The sequence below is a fragment of the Streptomyces sp. CA-251247 genome (assembly GCF_050952975.1).
Classification (GTDB): Bacteria; Actinomycetota; Actinomycetes; order Streptomycetales; family Streptomycetaceae; genus Streptomyces; species Streptomyces achmelvichensis.
The window spans coordinates 547,092-564,282 of record NZ_CP191861.1 but is presented as its reverse complement, the minus strand read 5'-3'; the positions used below and the strand labels follow the sequence as shown (position 1 = coordinate 564,282).

14 protein-coding genes are annotated in these 17,191 nt (G+C 71.4%); 8 read left to right on the top strand and 6 right to left on the bottom strand.

Annotated features, from left to right (window positions below):
* Positions 1–4: 4 nt before the first annotated feature.
* From ACQPWZ_RS02400 to ACQPWZ_RS02390, 3 genes are read right to left on the bottom strand one after another with little or no spacing between them, the layout of a single operon-like run.
* Positions 5–871: a carbohydrate ABC transporter permease gene (locus tag ACQPWZ_RS02400; RefSeq protein ID WP_313948185.1), complete on the bottom strand. Its 867-nt coding sequence runs from the start codon at positions 869–871 to the stop codon at positions 5–7.
* On the bottom strand, positions 868–1,842 hold the full coding sequence (locus ACQPWZ_RS02395; protein ID WP_433570466.1) for a carbohydrate ABC transporter permease: 975 nt from the start codon (positions 1,840–1,842) through the stop codon (positions 868–870). The genes ACQPWZ_RS02400 and ACQPWZ_RS02395 overlap by 4 nt, the downstream gene beginning before the upstream one ends.
* Before the next feature lie 32 nt (positions 1,843–1,874).
* Positions 1,875–3,278, bottom strand: a complete 1,404-nt coding sequence (locus tag ACQPWZ_RS02390; protein ID WP_356703513.1) for an ABC transporter substrate-binding protein — start codon at positions 3,276–3,278, stop codon at positions 1,875–1,877.
* Between the two features lie 125 nt (positions 3,279–3,403).
* Between ACQPWZ_RS02390 and ACQPWZ_RS02385 the strand changes: the two genes are divergently transcribed.
* The 8 genes from ACQPWZ_RS02385 (at position 3,404) to ACQPWZ_RS02350 (ending at position 13,548) form a co-directional block, all read left to right on the top strand.
* Positions 3,404–4,450 carry a zinc-dependent alcohol dehydrogenase gene (locus ACQPWZ_RS02385; protein ID WP_340471441.1) on the top strand — a complete coding sequence of 349 codons (1,047 nt, stop codon included), beginning with the start codon at positions 3,404–3,406 and terminating at the stop codon, positions 4,448–4,450.
* 14 nt (positions 4,451–4,464) lie between these two features.
* Complete coding sequence (locus ACQPWZ_RS02380) at positions 4,465–5,265, top strand: sugar phosphate isomerase/epimerase family protein (protein ID WP_340471440.1); 801 nt, start codon at positions 4,465–4,467, stop codon at positions 5,263–5,265.
* Positions 5,262–6,623 carry an MGH1-like glycoside hydrolase domain-containing protein gene (locus ACQPWZ_RS02375; RefSeq protein ID WP_433570465.1) on the top strand — a complete coding sequence of 454 codons (1,362 nt, stop codon included), beginning with the start codon at positions 5,262–5,264 and terminating at the stop codon, positions 6,621–6,623. Before ACQPWZ_RS02380 ends, ACQPWZ_RS02375 begins: the two co-directional genes overlap by 4 nt.
* Positions 6,620–8,566, top strand: a complete 1,947-nt coding sequence (locus tag ACQPWZ_RS02370; protein ID WP_433570464.1) for a glycogen debranching N-terminal domain-containing protein — start codon at positions 6,620–6,622, stop codon at positions 8,564–8,566. The genes ACQPWZ_RS02375 and ACQPWZ_RS02370 overlap by 4 nt, the downstream gene beginning before the upstream one ends.
* Before the next feature lie 184 nt (positions 8,567–8,750).
* The gene (locus tag ACQPWZ_RS02365) at positions 8,751–9,938 is read left to right on the top strand and encodes a polyprenyl synthetase family protein (RefSeq protein ID WP_433570463.1); all 1,188 of its coding nucleotides are present in this window, start codon (positions 8,751–8,753) and stop codon (positions 9,936–9,938) included.
* Positions 9,935–11,482 carry a phytoene desaturase gene (locus ACQPWZ_RS02360; protein WP_433570462.1) on the top strand — a complete coding sequence of 516 codons (1,548 nt, stop codon included), beginning with the start codon at positions 9,935–9,937 and terminating at the stop codon, positions 11,480–11,482. The genes ACQPWZ_RS02365 and ACQPWZ_RS02360 overlap by 4 nt, the downstream gene beginning before the upstream one ends.
* Positions 11,483–11,494: 12 nt before the next feature.
* Positions 11,495–12,526: a phytoene/squalene synthase family protein gene (locus ACQPWZ_RS02355; RefSeq protein WP_433570461.1), complete on the top strand. Its 1,032-nt coding sequence runs from the start codon at positions 11,495–11,497 to the stop codon at positions 12,524–12,526.
* Positions 12,527–12,567: 41 nt separating this feature from the next.
* Positions 12,568–13,548: a DUF5914 domain-containing protein gene (locus ACQPWZ_RS02350; protein ID WP_433573756.1), complete on the top strand. Its 981-nt coding sequence runs from the start codon at positions 12,568–12,570 to the stop codon at positions 13,546–13,548.
* A 74-nt stretch (positions 13,549–13,622) separates the two neighbouring features.
* Here the strand turns inward: ACQPWZ_RS02350 and ACQPWZ_RS02345 are convergent, their stop codons facing one another.
* Genes ACQPWZ_RS02345 through ACQPWZ_RS02335 form a run of 3 tightly spaced genes read right to left on the bottom strand, consistent with a single transcriptional unit; the run spans position 13,623 to position 17,161 of the window.
* Entirely contained in the window at positions 13,623–15,116 is a 1,494-nt protein-coding gene (locus ACQPWZ_RS02345; RefSeq protein ID WP_433573755.1) for an FAD-dependent oxidoreductase, read from the bottom strand.
* A 56-nt stretch (positions 15,117–15,172) separates the two neighbouring features.
* Positions 15,173–15,907: a methyltransferase domain-containing protein gene (locus tag ACQPWZ_RS02340; protein ID WP_356703519.1), complete on the bottom strand. Its 735-nt coding sequence runs from the start codon at positions 15,905–15,907 to the stop codon at positions 15,173–15,175.
* Between the two features lie 12 nt (positions 15,908–15,919).
* Positions 15,920–17,161, bottom strand: a complete 1,242-nt coding sequence (locus ACQPWZ_RS02335; protein WP_433570460.1) for a lycopene cyclase family protein — start codon at positions 17,159–17,161, stop codon at positions 15,920–15,922.
* Positions 17,162–17,191: the final 30 nt, after the last annotated feature.

Genomic DNA, 17,191 nt, shown 5'->3' with positions numbered 1-17,191 from the left:
ACTCCTAGCTCTTGTCCGCGCCGCTGGTCAGACCCTCGGTCAGCAAACGTTCCGCGGCGAAGAACAACAGCACCACGGGAATGGTCAACACGACGGAGCCTGCCATGAGGACGGTCTTCGGGACCTCGATTCCGTTGGCGAGCTGCTGAAGACCGAGGGAAACCGTCCAGGCGTCGGGGTCCGCGGCCAGGAAGAGGAGCGCGAAGAGGAACTCGTTCCACGCGATCATGAAGACATACAGCCCGGTCGCCATCAGCGACGGCAGCGCCAGCGGAAGGATCACCTTGCGCAGTGCCTGGAAGCGGGTGCAGCCGTCGAGCGCCGCAGCCTCCTCGATGCTGTACGGGATGGTGACGAAGTAGTTCTTCATCATGTAGATCGACACGGGCACCGTCTGGGCGATGTAGACGATGGCGAGGCCCAGCAGGCTCCCGGACAGCCCGACCTTGGCGAACATCACGAAGAGCGGTACGGCCAGCAGGGTCGCCGGGAAGAGGTAGACGGCGAGGAAGATCGCGCCGACCTGCCTGCTGCCGAAGAACTTCAGCCGGCTGATCGCATAGGCGCCGGGCACGGCGGCGGCGAGGGTGAGCAGCACCGTTCCGAGGGAGACCGCCGCCGAGTTCCCGAGCAGGCGCAGGAACCCCTGGCCACCCTCCGAGGTCGGCCGCAGCACCGCGCGGTAGGTGTCGAGTGTGAAGTCCGTCGCCGACACCCACAGGGAGCCGGGGTCCAGCAGCAGTGCGTCGATCGGCTTCACCGACAGCAGGAGCATGTAGTAGAAGGGCACGATGGTGATGACGGCCAGGAAGGCGATGGTCACCCACCGCAGCACTCCGAACAGTCTCTCCTCGAACTGGGTACGGGTCATGACCCCTCCTCCTGGACCCTCTTGGCGAAGAACATGAAGTAGATGCCGAGCAGGACGACCAGCACGCCGGCCAGGATCAGGGCCTGTGCGGCGGCCGCGCCGACGTCGTAGCGGGCGGTGAGAAAGTCGTAGACACGCACGGCCACGACATCGGTGCCGGAGCCGCCGCCGGTGAGCAGGTAGACGTCGTCGAACTTGTTGAACGTCATGATGAAGCGCAGGACGCACAGCAGTGCCATGACGGGCATCAGCTGCGGCAGCAGTATGTGGCGGAACCGCTGTGTCGGGGTGGCGCCGTCCACCCGGGCGGCTTCCTCGAGGCTCTCCGGGACGGCTTGCAGCCTGGCCAGGAGGAACAGGAAGGCGAAGGGGAAGTACCGCCATATCTCGAAGACGATGACGGTCAGCAGCGCGAGGGGGATGTCGAAGTGCGCGCCGAGGACGTTCACCTCGTACGAGCGGGTGGACAGGAACGCGATCGGGTCGTCCCAGCCGAGGAGCTTCGAGCCCCACTCGTTGACGATGCCGTACTGCGGGCTGAGCGCCACCTCCCAGGCGAAGGCGACGGCGACGACGGGTGCGACGTACGGCAGCAGCATCGAGCCGCGCAGCACGCCTCGGCCGCGGAAGGGCTTGCGCAGGGCCAGCGCCGCGATCAGGCCGAGCAGGACGGATCCGGCGGTGGCTCCCACGGTGTAGATCAGTGTGGTGCTGAGGCTGGACCAGAATCCGGTGGAGCCGAAGACCTTGCTGAAGTTGTCCAGGGACCAGTTCCCGAACAGGCTCATGCCCTGGATGTCGACGAGCCTGGCGTTCTGGAAGGCCAGCAGGACGGTCCACAGGATCGGGATGATGACGACGACCAGGACGACCAGGAAGGTCGGGGTGACGAAGGCCAGTCCGGCCCGGTTCTGGCGTTGTCCGGAGGTCAGATGGCGGCGCTTCGGTGCGCCGGGTGGTGCAGTGGTCATGGCAATCCTCGACGGGGCGGCAGGGGCCGCGGTTACTGGAGGGACTTCTGCAGGGCGGAGACTTCCTCGTCCGCCTCGCGGGCGGCCTCGCCCGGCGAGATCTGGCCGCTCGTCATGGCGCCGAGCGCCTTGGGAACGGGCAGTTCGCCGTTGGTGGCGCCGACCAGGGCGCCCTGGCCCTCGGTGATGCCCCAGCGCTTCATGTTGCCGACGCCCTGGGTCAGTTGGTCCAGCAGCGCCGCGGAGTACACCTCGTTCATGGGCTTGCGGGTGTCGACGCCGACCTCGCTGTCACGCCAGGCGCGCTCGTAGCGGTCCGGGTCGTCGGCGGTGCCCGGGCGGACGGGGATCTTGCCCTCGGGCGCCATGCCGATCCAGTCCTCGTAGCCGCTGTTCATCATGTACTCGACGAACTTCTTGGACGCCGCTGTCTCCGCGGTCCGGGTGACCGCCCAGGACGTGACCTCGCCGAACTGGGCGGGCTCGGCGCCGTCGGGCCCCTTGAGCGCCGTGACGATGCCGCTGTTGCCGGAAAGGAAGTCCTTGTCCTTCTTGCACGCGGAGCAGCTGGGCAGTGCGTCGTTGCGCAGTCCCGCCAGCTCGTCGAGCAGGAAGGAGGACCAGACGATCATCGATGAGGTGCCCGAGAAGTAGCTGGCCCGGGTGGAGTCGACGGACTGGGTGCCGGGGGCTCCGTAGGTGCGGCCGAGCTTGTCGTACAGATCGAAGGAGGTCTTGCAGGCCGGTGAGTCGAGCCGCACCTCTCCCTGCTCGTCGACGAGACGGCAGCCGTTGGCGAGGGCGAGGTTCTCGAAGCTCTGCTGGGTGAAGACATCGCCCGGGTCGGTGGCGACCGAGATGCCGTCACGGCCCTTGGTGTCGAGTCCCTTGGCGGCCTGGAGCAGCTTCGCGTACGTGTCGGGGACCGGCAGTCCGGCCTGGGCGAGCAGGTCCTTGCGGTAGACGAGGAGCTGCAGCCAGGCGTCGGAGGGGACGGCCAGTTGCGTGCTGCCCTCCGAGGTGAGCCGCAGGGCGTTCGCGTTGAACGTCTTCGTGCCGAGGCTGTCGACGATCTCGCGGCTGACCTGCGTGTTCAGCAGTTTGTTGCTGTACATCTGCCAGACCTGGCCCATGGGGACCGCGCCGATGACATCGGGCAGCTTGCCGGCGGCGGCCGCCGACATGATCAGCTGGGGCAGCTGGCCCTCGTCCACACCGACGAGGTCGACCTTGATGCCGGTCTGCTTCTCGAACCGGTCGATGATCTTGTTGGTCGCCGCCATCCGCGGAGGAAGGTTCTCCTGGGACCACACGGTGATCCTGTTGTCCGGCCGGGCCGCGCCGCCGGGGTCGGCGCAGCCGGCCAGGCCGCCGAGGCCCACGATCGCGGCCAGGCCCGCCGCCGTCGCCTTTGACCGACGGATCCACTTGAGCATGTGATGTCCTCACCGTGCTTATGTCGAGTTCGAAAGCATCTCAGCATCACTTTTGCGTGTTGACAAGACATAAGCCTGGGATATCTTCGACCTAAGTGGAGAGTCCAACCCCCTCGGAGCCCCTCGTGGAACGTGTTGTCCAGTTCACCGGCCCCCGCCAGGTCGACGTCGCCGAGCACGCCAGTGCCGCGCTGCCGCCCGGCCATCTACGGGTCCGCACCCGCTACTCCGGCATCTCGGCCGGCACCGAACTCACGGCCTACCGGGGCACGAACCCCTACCTCACCCGCACCTGGGACCCCGAGGCGCGCCTCTTCCGCGACGGCGCGGCCGGGATCGAATACCCCGTCGCGGGCTGGGGCTACTCCGAGGTCGGCGAGGTCACCGAGGTCTCGCCCGAGCTCGTCGGCACTCCCGGCATGCCCGTCGCCGGTGACCTGGTCTGGGGCATCTGGGGCCACCGCAGCGAAGGCATCGTCCCCGCCGAGCGCATGCGCGGCCACACCCTGCCCGACGGGCTGGACCCCCTGGCCGGCGCGTTCGCCCGCGTCGGTGCCATCGCCTACAACGCGGTCCTCTCCAGCGACATCCACCTCGGCGAGGACGTCGCCGTCTTCGGCCAGGGCGTCATCGGACTGCTCGCCACCCGCCTCGCGCATCTGAACGGCGCACGCGTCACCGCGGTCGACGCGCTCGACAGCCGGCTCGCCACCGCCAAGGAGTACGGAGCGGTCCACACGCTCAACGCCCGTACCGACGCCGTCGCCGAGCGCATCCGCGAAGCCACCGGCGGCCGCGGCGCCGACACCGCGATCGAGATCAGTGGCGTCTACCCCGCCCTCCACGAGGCCCTGCGGTCCGTCGCCGTCGACGGCCGTGTCGTCGCCTCCGGCTTCTACCAGGGAGACGGTGCGGGACTGAGGCTCGGCGACGAGTTCCACCACAACCGCGTCCAGCTGATCTGCTCCCAGATCGGCGGCGTACCACCGCAGTTGTCCGCCCGCTGGAGCGTCGAGCGCCTGCAGCAGACCTTCCTCGCCCTGGTCGCCTCCGGGCAGGTCGACGTCCGGTCCCTCGTCAGCCATGTCGTGCCCGTCGAGGAAGCCGCCGACGCCTATCACCTGCTCGACGAGCGACCCGCCGAAGCGCTCCAGGTCGTCCTGGCATTCTGAAAGGCCATCCACCCATGCTCAAGACCGCTTGCCAGGAACAACTGCTGCCCGGCGACACCCTCCAGGAGAAGTGGGACGTCGCCCAGGCCGCGGGCTACGACGCGATCGAACTGCGCGGCAAGGGGGACCGCCACTTCGAGGGCCGGCTCCCCGAACTGCGCGCCGCCCTCAAGGACGGCGTCGTGATGCCCACGGTGTGCGTCGACATGCTGCACTTCTTCGGGGCGTTCGACGCGGACCTTCGCCGCGACGCGATCGACCAGATGAAGTCCCAGCTGTCCGTCATCGGCGAACTGGGCGGCACGGGAGCCCAGACGCCCGCCTCGTACGGCATGTTCTCCCGCCGGCTGCCCCCCTTCGAACCGCCCCGCGGCGAGGACGAGGAGCGCACCGTCCTGCTCGAAGGCCTCACCGAACTGGGCGAGCACGCCCGGCGCGAGGGCGTGAGCCTCTACCTCGAACCCCTCAACCGGTACGAGGACCACATGGTCAACCGCCTCGAGCAGGCCGTGGAACTGATCCGCACCGTCGGCCTGGACTCGGTGAAGATCGGCATCGACAGCTACCACATGAACATCGAGGAGGCGGACCCCGCCGCCTCGATCCTCGCGGCCGCGCCGTACATCGGACACGCCCAGGTCAGCGACTCCAACCGGTTCCAGCCCGGCGCCGGACACCTCGACTGGCCGGCCTGGCTCTCCGCGCTGCACGCCATCGGCTACGGCGGGTACCTCGCCGCCGAATGCCGTCTCACCGGCGACCCGGTCGCCGCGGTCCGTTCCATTCCCGGCTTCCTGCGCAGGTCGGGAGCATGACGATCACCCTCCCCGACGCCCCGAGCGCCGTCCGCGACCACCGAAGCGTGGAGAGGGCGGCCGCCCGGGTGCTGCTGACCAACTGGACCGGCGCGTCCACCGTGCCGTCCCACACCCTCTATCCGCACCAGTGGAGCTGGGACTCCGCCTTCATCGCCATCGGGCTGCGCCACCTCTCACCGCGCCGCGCACAGCGCGAACTGGAGACCCTGCTCGGCGGCCAGTGGGCCGACGGACGCATTCCCCACATCGTGTTCAACCCGGCGGTGCCGCTCGACGCCTACTTCCCGAGCCCCGACTTCTGGCAGTCGACCTCCGCGGGCAGGGCAGCGGGTGCACCGGCCGGCATCGAGACCTCCGGGATCGTCCAGCCGCCCGTCCACGCACTCGCGGCCGCGCTCGTCCATGAGAGCGATCCCGAGACCTCCCGGCGGCGCGGCTTCCTCGAACGGCTCTACCCACGGCTCGTCGCCTGGCACCACTACCTCACCCGCCACCGGGACTTCGGCGGCCGGGGACTGGCTGCCGTCCTGCACCCGTGGGAGCCGGGCATGGACAACAGCCCCTGCTGGGACGAGCCCCTGGCCCGCGTCGAGCCCGCCCCCGCCGCCTCGTTCCGCCGCGCCGACCTCACCCACGGCGACGCCGCCGACCGGCCCACCGACCTGGACTACGGACGCTATGTCCGCCTGGCCGGCGACTACCGCGACCACGGATACCGCGACGCCGGCACCGAGCACTCCTTCGTCGTCGAGGACCCCGGGTTCAACGCCCTGCTGATCCTGTCCGAGTACGCGCTCGCCGACATCGCCCAGGCCCTGGGACACGACGCCGAGTCCCACCGGGCCCAGGCCCGCCGTCTGACGGACGCCCTGGTGGACCGGTTGTGGGACGACGACGCCGGCCTCTTCCTCTGCCACGACGTACGAGCCGGGCGGGCCATCGAGGAGAAGAGCGTCACGGGCCTCCTGCCGCTCGCCGTTCCCGGCCTCCCCGACGGCATCGCCCGGACCCTGCTGCGTACCGCGGCCGGTGAGCACTTCGGACTGGGCTCGACCACCGCCCTCACCCCCAGCTACGACCTGCGCGGCCACTCCTTCGATCCCTCGCGTTACTGGCGCGGGCCCGCCTGGTTCAACATCAACTGGGTGCTGGAACGCGGACTCCGTCACTACGGCACAGCGGACTGTGCCGACACCCTGCGGCAGTCCGTCCTCGCGGCCGGTGCGGAGTCCGGCTTCGCCGAGTACGTCGACCCGTACACCGGCCAGGCGCGGGGGACCACCGACTTCAGCTGGACCGCCGCCGTCGTCCTCGACCTGCTGGCCGACGTCCATCGCGGGGGAGGGACACGATGACGGCACCTCAGCTGCTCGTGCACGCCGGCACGTTCGCCGCACTCAGCGGCGGCGGGGACATCTCCGGCACCCGCGGCACCTCACCCGACGGACTGTTCGTCCGCGACGCCCGCCATCTCAGCCACTGGCGCCTCACGGTGGACGGCACCGAGCCGACCGTCCTCGTGCCGGCGTACGGTGACGGGGGAGCCGCCGCCGTGCTCACCGCGGCCGCGACCCGCGACGAACCGTCGCCGTGGACACTGCACCGCCGACAGGCCCTGTTCCACGGCCGGCTGACCGAGAACCTGCGGCTCGGCAACAACACCGCACGCGAGATCACGGTCATCGTCGCCATCGATGCCGACGCGGACTTCGCCGACCAGTTCGAACTGCGCAGCGACCGCCGGATCTACGACAAGGCCGGCGCCCACATCACCGTTTCGGACTCGGTGGACGGCACCCGCTTCGCCTACCACCGCGAGGAGTGGCAGGCGGACACCACGGTCACCGCCGACCCGGAGCCCGCGGTGACCCCGGCATCCCGGGGAACGCTCAGAACCCTTGCCTGGCGCGTCCGGCTCTCCCCGCACGGCACTGCGGAGATCACCGTCAGGGTCACCGCCCTTGCGGGTGGAGCCGACCCGAGCCCCGTCGGGCCGCCCGACGTCCGCTCGGTCCTGGCGCTGATCCGGCGCGAGAGGGACGACTTCACCGACGAGCCCCCGCTTCCGGTACGGGACGTCTCCGACGAGCTCGTCCGTGCCTGCGAGCAGGGCCTGCGCGACCTCGCCCGGCTGCGCGTCCCAGCCGTCGGACCGGACGGCGAGGACCTGCTGGTACCCGGCGCCGGCGTGCCGTGGTTCCTCACCCTCTTCGGCCGCGACTCGCTGCTGACCTCGCACTTCGCGCTGCCCTACCGGCCGGAGCTCGCGGAGGCCACCCTGGGCGCCCTCGCGGCCACCCAGGCGACCGCATACGACCCGGCACGCATCGCCCAGCCAGGGAAGATCGTGCACGAGATCCGCCACGGCGAACTGGCCCACTTCCGTCAGGTGCCCTACGGCCGCTACTACGGATCGGTCGACAGCACCCCCCTGTTCCTCACCCTGCTCGGCGCCCACGCCGAACAGACCGGCGACCCCTCCCTCGCCCGACGGCTCGAGTCCCACGCCCGCGCCGCCATCGGCTGGATGTTCGCCGACGGCGGCCTCGACGAGCGCGGCTACCTCACCTACGAGGCCGACACCCACGGTCTGCTCAACCAGAACTGGAAGGACTCCGAGGGAGCGGTCTGCTTCACCGACGGCACCCAGGCGACGGGCAGCATCGCCGTGGCCGAGGCGCAGGGCTACGCCTACGACGCACTGCGCCGATCGGCACAGCTCGCCCGTACCGTCTGGGACGACCCCGCGTGGGCGGACGAGCTCGACGCCCACGCCAAAGCCCTGCGCGAGCGCTTCCACACCGACTTCTGGATGCCGGAGCAGCACTTCTACGCCCTCGCCCTCGACGGCGCGGGACGCCAGGTCGACGCGCTCGCCTCGGACGCCGGCCATCTGCTGTGGTCCGGCATCCTCGACGACGTCCACGCACAAGCCGTAGGCCGACGGCTGCTGGAGCCCGACTTCTTCACCGGCTGGGGCATCCGTACGCTCGCCGCGGGCCAGGCCCCCCACCACCCGCTGTCGTACCACCGCGGCAGCATCTGGCCGCACGACAACGCCGTGATCACCCTCGGCCTGGCCCGCCACGGCCTGCACGCCGAGGCCGCCACCCTGACCGCCGCGCTCGTCGAGGCCGCGGCCCGCCACGGCGACCGACTGCCGGAAGTGATCGCCGGCAACACCCGGCAGGAGGACGAGGGACCCGTCCCCTACCCCCATGCGTGCTCCCCCCAGGCGTGGGCGGCGGCGACCCCCCTCGCCCTGCTCACGGCGGCGGGAGCACGGGCGGAAACCTGACCTTCCGCCCCGCGTCTGCCGGAGCCCCACCGGGCTCCGGCAGACGTGTTTCCCACGCCGCCAAAGGGGCGAACGTCCCACGATTTCTCCGCCGAACGGGCAGAGATCACCGCATCCGAACCCGGTCTCCCGACCGAAGAGTGGATGTCCGGTGACAACTCCCCGTTGAACAAAGGCGGCGTGCATGCTCGGTACGCAGGTGATGCAGAACGGCACGGGCATCCTCACCGGCCGCCCGCAGACCGGCACCCCACCGACAGCAGGCCCGCACGTCGACCGGGACGTCACCGCCGCCGTCGAGCAGGTCCTCGGCCGGTACGTACGCGAGCGGGTGCACGAGGCTTCCCGCGTCGACGCACGGTTCGCCGCCGATGTCGCCGAGCAGCTCGCCCAGTTCGTCATACGCGGTGGCAAACGGCTGCGGGCGGGCTTCCTGTGGTGGGGCCTGCGGGCCGCCGGAGGCACCACCGACGGCGAGGAGGCGGACGCGGCACTACGGCTCGGAGCCGCCATCGAACTGATCCAGGGCTGCGCCCTCGTCCATGACGACGTCATGGACGAGTCACCCGTGCGCCGTGGAGCACCCGCCGTGCACGCCGCCTTCGCCCAGGCCCACACCACGCAGGGAATGCGCGGATCGAGCGCCGCCTTCGGGACCGCTGCCGCGATCCTCGCCGGAGACCTGGCGCTGTCCTGGGCCGACGATCTGATGACCTCCACCGCGCTGATGTCCCCTCAGGGCGCGCGCGTCCACCGGGAGTGGCAGGCGATGCGCACGGAGCTCGTCGCCGGCCAGTACCTCGACATGCACGCCCAGGCCACTGGATCCTCCTCGGTGGTGGAAGCCGTACGCATCGCGGGCCTCAAGAGCGCGCTGTACACGGTCGAGCGTCCGCTGGCGCTCGGCGCCGCCCTGGCAGGGGCCGACGAACGCACCACCGACGCGCTGCGGTCCGCCGGCCGCTGCGCGGGCATCGCCTTCCAGCTCCGCGACGACCTCGTCGGCGCCTTCGGTGACCCCACGAGCTCCGGCAAACCCTCGGGCGACGACCTGCGCGAGGGCAAGGCCACCTACCTCCGCGCCGTGGCCGTGCATCTGGCCGCCGCCGGCGGCTGCCAGGACGTCACCGACGCGCTGAAACCCGTGGACGAGGGGCGCTCACTCACCGACGACGAGGTGGACCGGCTGCGGCAGGCCATCGAATCGACCGGCGCCCCCGCCGTCGTCGAGGAGAAGATCGACCGCCTCGTGGAGCTGAGTGTCCGCCACCTCGAGTCCCTGGACAGCGAGGCGTACATCGTCGGCGAACTCACCCGCCTCGTGTGCAGGGCCGCGGGCGTACAGCCGAACCGGACCGGAGAGCGGCCATGAAGACCGTACCCGGGCCCACGGACCATGTGGTTGTCGTCGGAGCCGGTCTGGCGGGGCTGGCGGCGTCGCTGCATCTGCTCGGCGCGGGCCGCAACGTGACCGTGGTGGAACGGGCGCCCGAGCCGGGCGGCCGGGCGGGACGGGCCGACATGGGCGGCTATGCGATCGACACCGGCCCGACCGTGCTCACCATGCCGCACCTCGCCGACGAAGCCTTCGCCGCCGTGGGGGACTCGCTCGCCCGCCGGGTCGAGCTGATCGAGCTGCACCCCGCCTACCGGGCGCAGTTCGCCGACGGCTCCGCGCTCGACGTGCACACCGGCGCCGAGGCGATGGAGGAAGAGATCCGCCGCTTCGCCGGGCCCGTCGAGGCAGAGGGTTACCGGCGGCTGCGGACCTGGCTCCAGGCCCTCTACCGGGCCCAGATGCGCCGCTTCATCGACACCAACTTCGACTCGCCCCTGCAACTGCTCCACCCCGACCTGGCCCGGCTCGCCGCACTGGGCGGCTTCGGTCGGCTGGACGCCCGGATCGGCCGCTTCATCTCCGACCCGCGCCTGCGCCGGGTGTTCTCCTTCCAGGCCCTGTACGCGGGCGTACCACCGGCCCGCGCCCTCGCCGCGTACGCCGTGATCGCCTACATGGACACCGTGGCGGGTGTCTACTTCCCCCGAGGCGGGATGCACGCACTGCCGCGTGCCATGGCCGACAGCGCCCGCGACGCGGGGGCGGAGTTCCGGTACGGCACCGAGGTGACCGCCCTGCACAGGTTCGGCGGGCGCATCCGCACCGTCGAGCTCTCCACCGGCGAACAGCTCGCCTGCGACGCCGTCGTCCTCACCCCCGACCTGCCCGTCACCTACCGGCTGCTCGGCCGCGAGCCACAGCGGGCCGTGCCCCTCCGGCACTCGCCCTCCGCCGTCGTCCTGCACGCCGGCACCGACCGCACCTGGTCCCAACTGGGCCACCACACCCTGTCGTTCGGCGGCGCGTGGGAGCGCACCTTCGACGAGATCACCCGCACCGGCCGTCTGATGTCGGACCCCTCCCTGCTGATCACCCGGCCGACGGCACACGATCCGCTGCTCGCCCCCGAGGGAAAACACCTGCACTACGTGCTCGCTCCCTGCCCCAACACCCGGACGGGACCGGGCGTCCGGGAATGGCACGACCTCGCCCCCCGCTACCGCGACAGCCTGGTCGCCGAGCTGGAGCGGCGCGGACTGCACGGATTCGGCGAATCGATCGAACACGAACGCCTGGTCACCCCGGTCGACTGGACCGAGCAGGGGCACGCGGCCGGAACGCCCTTCTCCGCGGCCCACACCTTCGCCCAGACCGGCCCGTTCCGGCCGCGGAACCTCGTCCGCGGCATCGACAACGCCGTGCTCGCCGGCTGTGGCACCACACCGGGCGTCGGCGTCCCCACCGTCCTCATCTCCGGCAAGCTGGCCGCCGCCCGCATCACCGGACAGGGCCGCCCGCCGCGGCGAGCCACCCACATCTCCCCGCACATGTCCGACGTCCCCCTGCCCAGCCGGTGAAAGGCACAGCCGATGACCGCACGTGAACTCGACGCGGCAGGCATCACCGACGCCCGCCTGCGCTCCGCCTACACCCGGTGCCGCCACCTCAACGCCCGGCACGGCAAGACCTACTTCCTGGCCACCCGGCTCCTTCCGGTGGACCGGCGCAGTGCCGTGCACGCGCTGTACGGCTTCGCCCGCTGGGCCGACGACATCGTCGACGACCTCGCCGCAGAGCTCACGCCCGAGGAGCGCGACCGCGCCCTCACCCGTCTCGACCGGCAGCTGGACGAAGGGCTGAGAGACGGTCGCAGCGACGAGCCGGTGGTGCAGGCGGTGGCGGACACCGCTCGCCGCTACGCCATTGATCCCGTGCTCTTCCACGACTTCATGGCATCCATGCGCAGTGACCTCCATGTCACCCGCTACCCCACCTACGCCGACCTCCGCACCTATATGCACGGCTCGGCGGCCGTGATCGGTCTGCAGATGCTGCCCGTCCTCGGGACCGTCGTACCGCGCGCGGAGGCCGAGCCGCACGCGGCCGCCCTCGGCGTCGCCTTCCAGCTCACCAACTTCCTGCGGGACGTGGGGGAGGACCTGGACCGCGGCCGGGTGTATCTCCCCGAGGATCTGCTCGCCGCGCACGGCGTGGACCGCCAACTCCTTCGGTGGAGCCGCGACTGTGGGGCCACGGATCCGCGGATCAGGGCGGCGTTCGAGGAGGCCGCACAGCTCACCCGCGGCGTCTACCGGGAAGCGGAACCGGGACTCGACATGCTGGACCGGCGGGTACGCCCCTGTATGCGCACGGCCTTCACGCTGTACGGCGGAATCCTCGACGCGATCGCCGAGGACGACTACCGCGTGCTGCACGGCCGCTCCGTGGTGCCCCGCAGGCGCCGGGCGGCCGTGGCACTGACCGCCCTCGCCGGGATCGCCGGCGCCCGGGCCCGCGCGCGGGTCACCCGGACACCCGCGGGTGTGCGGCCCCGCGCCGCCGCCCCTGTCACGGCGTCGGGCCCCGGCACGGACGCCGGACGAGAGGTGCGTCCCCGGTGAAGGACCACACCGGCCGGCGGCGCCGGTCCCTTCCGCTGCGGATGCGGCCCCGCGTCTCGTGGGCGAAACAACAGCCGACCTGGCAGGCGGCCCGCCCCGCGCTGATCGCGGGCGCACTCAAACGCGCCGCGGCGCGGCCCTCCGGCAACTGGTACGTCATCGGTGCTTCGCGCGACATCGGCTCCGGCCCCCGGCCGTTCGGACGGACCGTGGGCGGCGTGGAGATCGTCGCGTGGCGCACCGAGACCGGCGAACTCAGGGCGGGCCCGGGCGCCTGCCCGCACCTCGGTGCTCCGCTGCGCGACAGCCGGGTCGTCTGCGGCACGGTGGTCTGCCACTGGCACGGTCTGTCCCTGGACGGGGGCCCGTTCGCCGGCTGGGAGCCGTTTCCGGCGCACGACGACGGAGTGCTGGCCTGGGTCCGCCTCGACGCGCTCGGCGGGGAGACGCCGCTCGACCGGCCCGTCGTACCGCGGCGGCCGGAACGGGGGGCCGTGGACGCGGTGTTCACCACGGTGGGGCGCTGCGAGCCCGAGGACATCGTCGCCAACAGGCTCGACCCCTGGCACGGCTCGTGGTTCCACCCGTACTCGTTCGTCGATCTGATGGTGGTGAGCGTCCCGGAAGGGCCGCAGGGCGACGACGAGGCGGACACGGACGATGGCTTCGTCGTCGATGTGTCCTTCAAGGTGGCCGGACGCCTGGTGGTGCCGGTGCGGGCCGCGTTCACCGCGCCCGAACCCCGGACCGTGGTCATGCACATCACCGGCGGCGAGGGAGTCGGGTCCGTCGTCGAGACGCACGCCACCCCGCTGGGGACCGACGGCCGCGGCGTACCCCGGACGGCCGTGGTCGAGGCCGTCGTCGCCACCTCGGACCGTCCCGGATTCGTCGGCGCACGCGCTGTAGCTCCCGCACTGCGGCCGCTGATGCGCTGGGCTGCCGGGCGGTTGTGGCGTGACGATCTCGCCTACGCGGAGCGGCGCCGGCAGTTGCGCAGCTCCGGCCGCTTCCCCGGCTGACCCTGCGATGCAGGACTCACAACAGCCCCGCGGACTCCTGGCCGCCGGCGGTTCGCGGCGGTCAGGAGAACGGGTCAGGAACGGCTCAGGGACGCCAGCGTCCGCAAGGCCCGGGACCGGCCCTCGCGCGGCACCGTCCACAGCGGATGACCCCGTACGCCCCACCGCCTCAACAGGGCGTTGGCCGCGAGGAAGCCGGTGGTGGCTGCCCGTTCCATCAGGGCCACCGGCAGATCCGTACGCACGATGTCTCCCGCCATCACCAGGGAGGGATGGGGTGTACGCACGGCCGGGCGTGTGAGATACCCGCCGACCGGGAACATCGGACAGTCCGCCCGCCACTCGTGGCGGGCGTCGACGAGCTCGGCCTCGCGCGTCTCCGGGTAGACCTCGTACAGCTGACGGAGCAACCGCTCCTGCATCCGCAGCCGGTCCGTCCCCTCGTCGACGGCGTATCCGTGCAACTCCACCACGCTGCCGCCGGTGCGACCGGCCCAGCGGGCGGCTTCGCCCTCCCAGCGGTCGAGCACACTCACGTTGTCGAGCCCGTCGAAGCCGCTGGTGCCCAGGAACCCCGCCCGGTCCGCGGCGACGGGCCGGTCGAGCCAGAGGCGCGAGACGACGAAGGGCGGGGCGCTGCGCAGCCGTTCGACGTTCTCCCGCCAGGCGGTGTCGCACAGGTGCGGCGATTCGGAGACGACTGTCCGCAGACCGCGCACGTCCAGCGCGAGGACGACCGCGTCGTACCGTTCGATGGGCCCGTCGGTGTCGAGGAGGAAGGTGTCGTCGGTGTCCGGTCGCAGCGACCGCACGGCCGTGCCCGTCCGCACCTCGGCCCCGAGACCCCCGAGATAGCGCTCCAGAGGGTTCCACAGCGCCTGCGGGAACGGTTCCCGGGGGACGTCGAAGAGCAGCCCCTCCGCGGAACCGAGGAAGTAGATGTGGAACATCACCAGCAGCTCGGCGGCGGAGAGTTCGCGCGGATCGGCGAAGAAGCTCCGGGAGAAGACCTCGAACGCAAGATGGCGCGCGGCCTCGGGGAACCGGATGGAGCCGAGGAAGTCCGATGCGCTGACCTCGTCGTAGCGCTCATAGACGTCCGGAACCCGCACATCCAGCAGGGGCAGGGCCGCGACCGGGTCCATGCCGGCCAGATCCCGCCAGCCGAAGGTCGGACTCAGGGCGACGAAACCCAGTGCGCTCCACGGCGGGGTGCGTGGGACCCGGGCGAAGCTGTCGGTGGTTCCGCTGCGGTGGCGCAGCGGGTAGTCCGGCAGGGGTGAGAGTTCCGAGAGACCGGGGTCCGCACGGCGCAACAGTCCGCGCAGGTTGTAGTACTGACGGAAGAACGCATGGAAGCCGCGGCTCATCGTCGCCGTGGACCCGTCGGCCAGTTCCACCGGCCAGCCGGCGAGCCGTCCGCCCAGAACGGCCTCCCGCTCGAACAGCGTCACCCGCACCCCGCGCTCGGCGAGAGCCGTCGCCGCCGCGAGGCCCGCGATGCCACCCCCGACCACCGCCGTGCGCGGTGCGTCCGTCGCACATCGCTCCCGTCCCTGGGCGGGCATGAGGACGTGCGCCCTGCGGTCCCTGCCCCGGCGGGCGGGACGGACGTCCGCCGCGCTCACGACGTGGACCGCCGCTCACCCGATGCGCCGCGCCGGGCGAGGAACGTCTGGAGGATCCCGGTCTGCCAGCCCGGCATCGGGAGAGCCCGCGCCTCGTGGAAGCCCCCGCGGACCAGCCGGTCGACGAACTGCGGTGCCCGGTCGAAGGCGAGCACGCTCCGCCACAGATAGCGGTAGAGATCGCGGTCGCCCATGAGGGTTCCCGCGGGAACGATGACGCCGCGGCACACCGCCGTCCACAGGGCGTGGTGCACCGGCGAGCCGCTGAGGCTGTATTCGTGCACGGCCAGTCGTCCGCCCGGCCTCAGCAGTGCGTGCACCCGGTCCAGTACGGCGTCCGGGCGTGCCACATTGCGGAAGAGATAGGCGGCGAAGACGGCGTCGAACGGCCCCTGGACTCCCGCACGCGCGACCTCTTCCACCGGTGCGTGCACCCATCGCACGTGCCCGGCCCACGACTTCGCGGCGGCTCGTTCCAGCATCCCCGCGGAGGCGTCGATGGCCGTGATCTCGGCCCCCGGCGCCACCCGCAGGAGCGCCGCGGTCGATGCGCCCGTGCCGCAGCCGATGTCGAGCACGCGCAGGCCCTCGCCGCCGTCGGGCAGGCGGAGACGGCGTGCGGAGCGCCTCAGGTCGGCGTGGTAGCCCGGGTTCATCGAGACGAGTCGGTCGTAGCCGGCCGCGGCATGGTCGAAGGCCCGGGTGAGATCCCGGTCCCGCAGAAGGGTCATCAGCTGCTCATTTCACGGGGGAGGAGGGTCATCGGGGAGAAGCGCGGGCCGCCGGGGGAGGAACGGCAGCTCCAGCGCGGTGCGCAGCATGGGCCACATGGGTACGGCGAAGCCGATCCGGAGATCCTCGAAGAGGCCGGTGCGGCCGTCGAGGAAGCGCAGCAGCCGTTCGGGTGGGGTGCGGCGAAAGAGCGTGGAGAAGAACTGCGACCCGTCGAGACGACCGGTGTCGAGCGCTCGGAGCATCACCGCGTCCATGGCCATCGCCCTGCGGGACCACGGGGCGGGCACGGCGTCTCCCCGCCCCGCGCGCAGCGCGGCCGCGATGCCCCGTGTCTGCCGCCGTGAAGCCGAGAAGGTGTATCCGGTCGCCGGCCGGGTGGCGCCTGAGGCGGCTCCGATACGGAAGACACCTGCCCCGGCCTGCCGGGGGAAGCGGGCGTCGGTCATCGGGATCACCCCCTGTTCGGCATCCCTGATCTCCAGCTCGCCGAGCTTCAGCACGTCGGCCGTGTAGTGCCGCAGAGCCCGGTCGTACGACTCACGCGACAGCGGGGCGCGCGAGAACCGGGTGTACTCCACCAGGGCGTCGCGGGGGCCGAGGGGCAGCACATAGCCGAAGGCGAGCCCATGGGGTGGCTGGGGCACGCGGAAGTCCATCAGGTCGGCGACCTCGGGATCGAACACCGGCTGCCGGGTCCGCACGAACCAGCCGCGGAAGTGCTGGAGCAGGGTGGTGCGCGCCGGCGGCAGCGAGGGCAGAGGCCGGGAGTCGTAGACGATGCGGCCGCGCACGTGCGCGGGCCGTCCGTCGGCGGTGGTGCACCGGACCTCGGAGCCGTCCGCGGTGGCACGTACCTCGTGTGCGGTGGCCCGCAGCAGACGGACGTGCTCCAGGCCGGAGAGCCGTGTGTGCACGAGACGTTCGAAGCCGGCGGACCGGATCATCTTGTAGCGCAGGGGGCCGAGGTCGCCGTCGAACACGTGTCCGTCGGATCCGTGTACGCGCAGGCGGCGCCACGACGCGGTCACCGCGTCGTCGAACTCACCGGCCGCCTCCTCCCAGAAGCACCACGTGCGCTCGGCGGGGCGCAGCCGGCCTTCGGGTGCCTCCACGAGCGCGACGGACAACCGGTCCGAGCCGCCTGAAAGGCAGCCCGCGTCGTCCGAGGCCGCGAGGGCGTGGGCCAGCGACAGGCCCGAGGCGCCACCACCGATGATCACGACATCGGCGTCCGTCTCCCGCACGCTCAAGCCCGCTCCTTCACTGCCCTCTCCTGCACG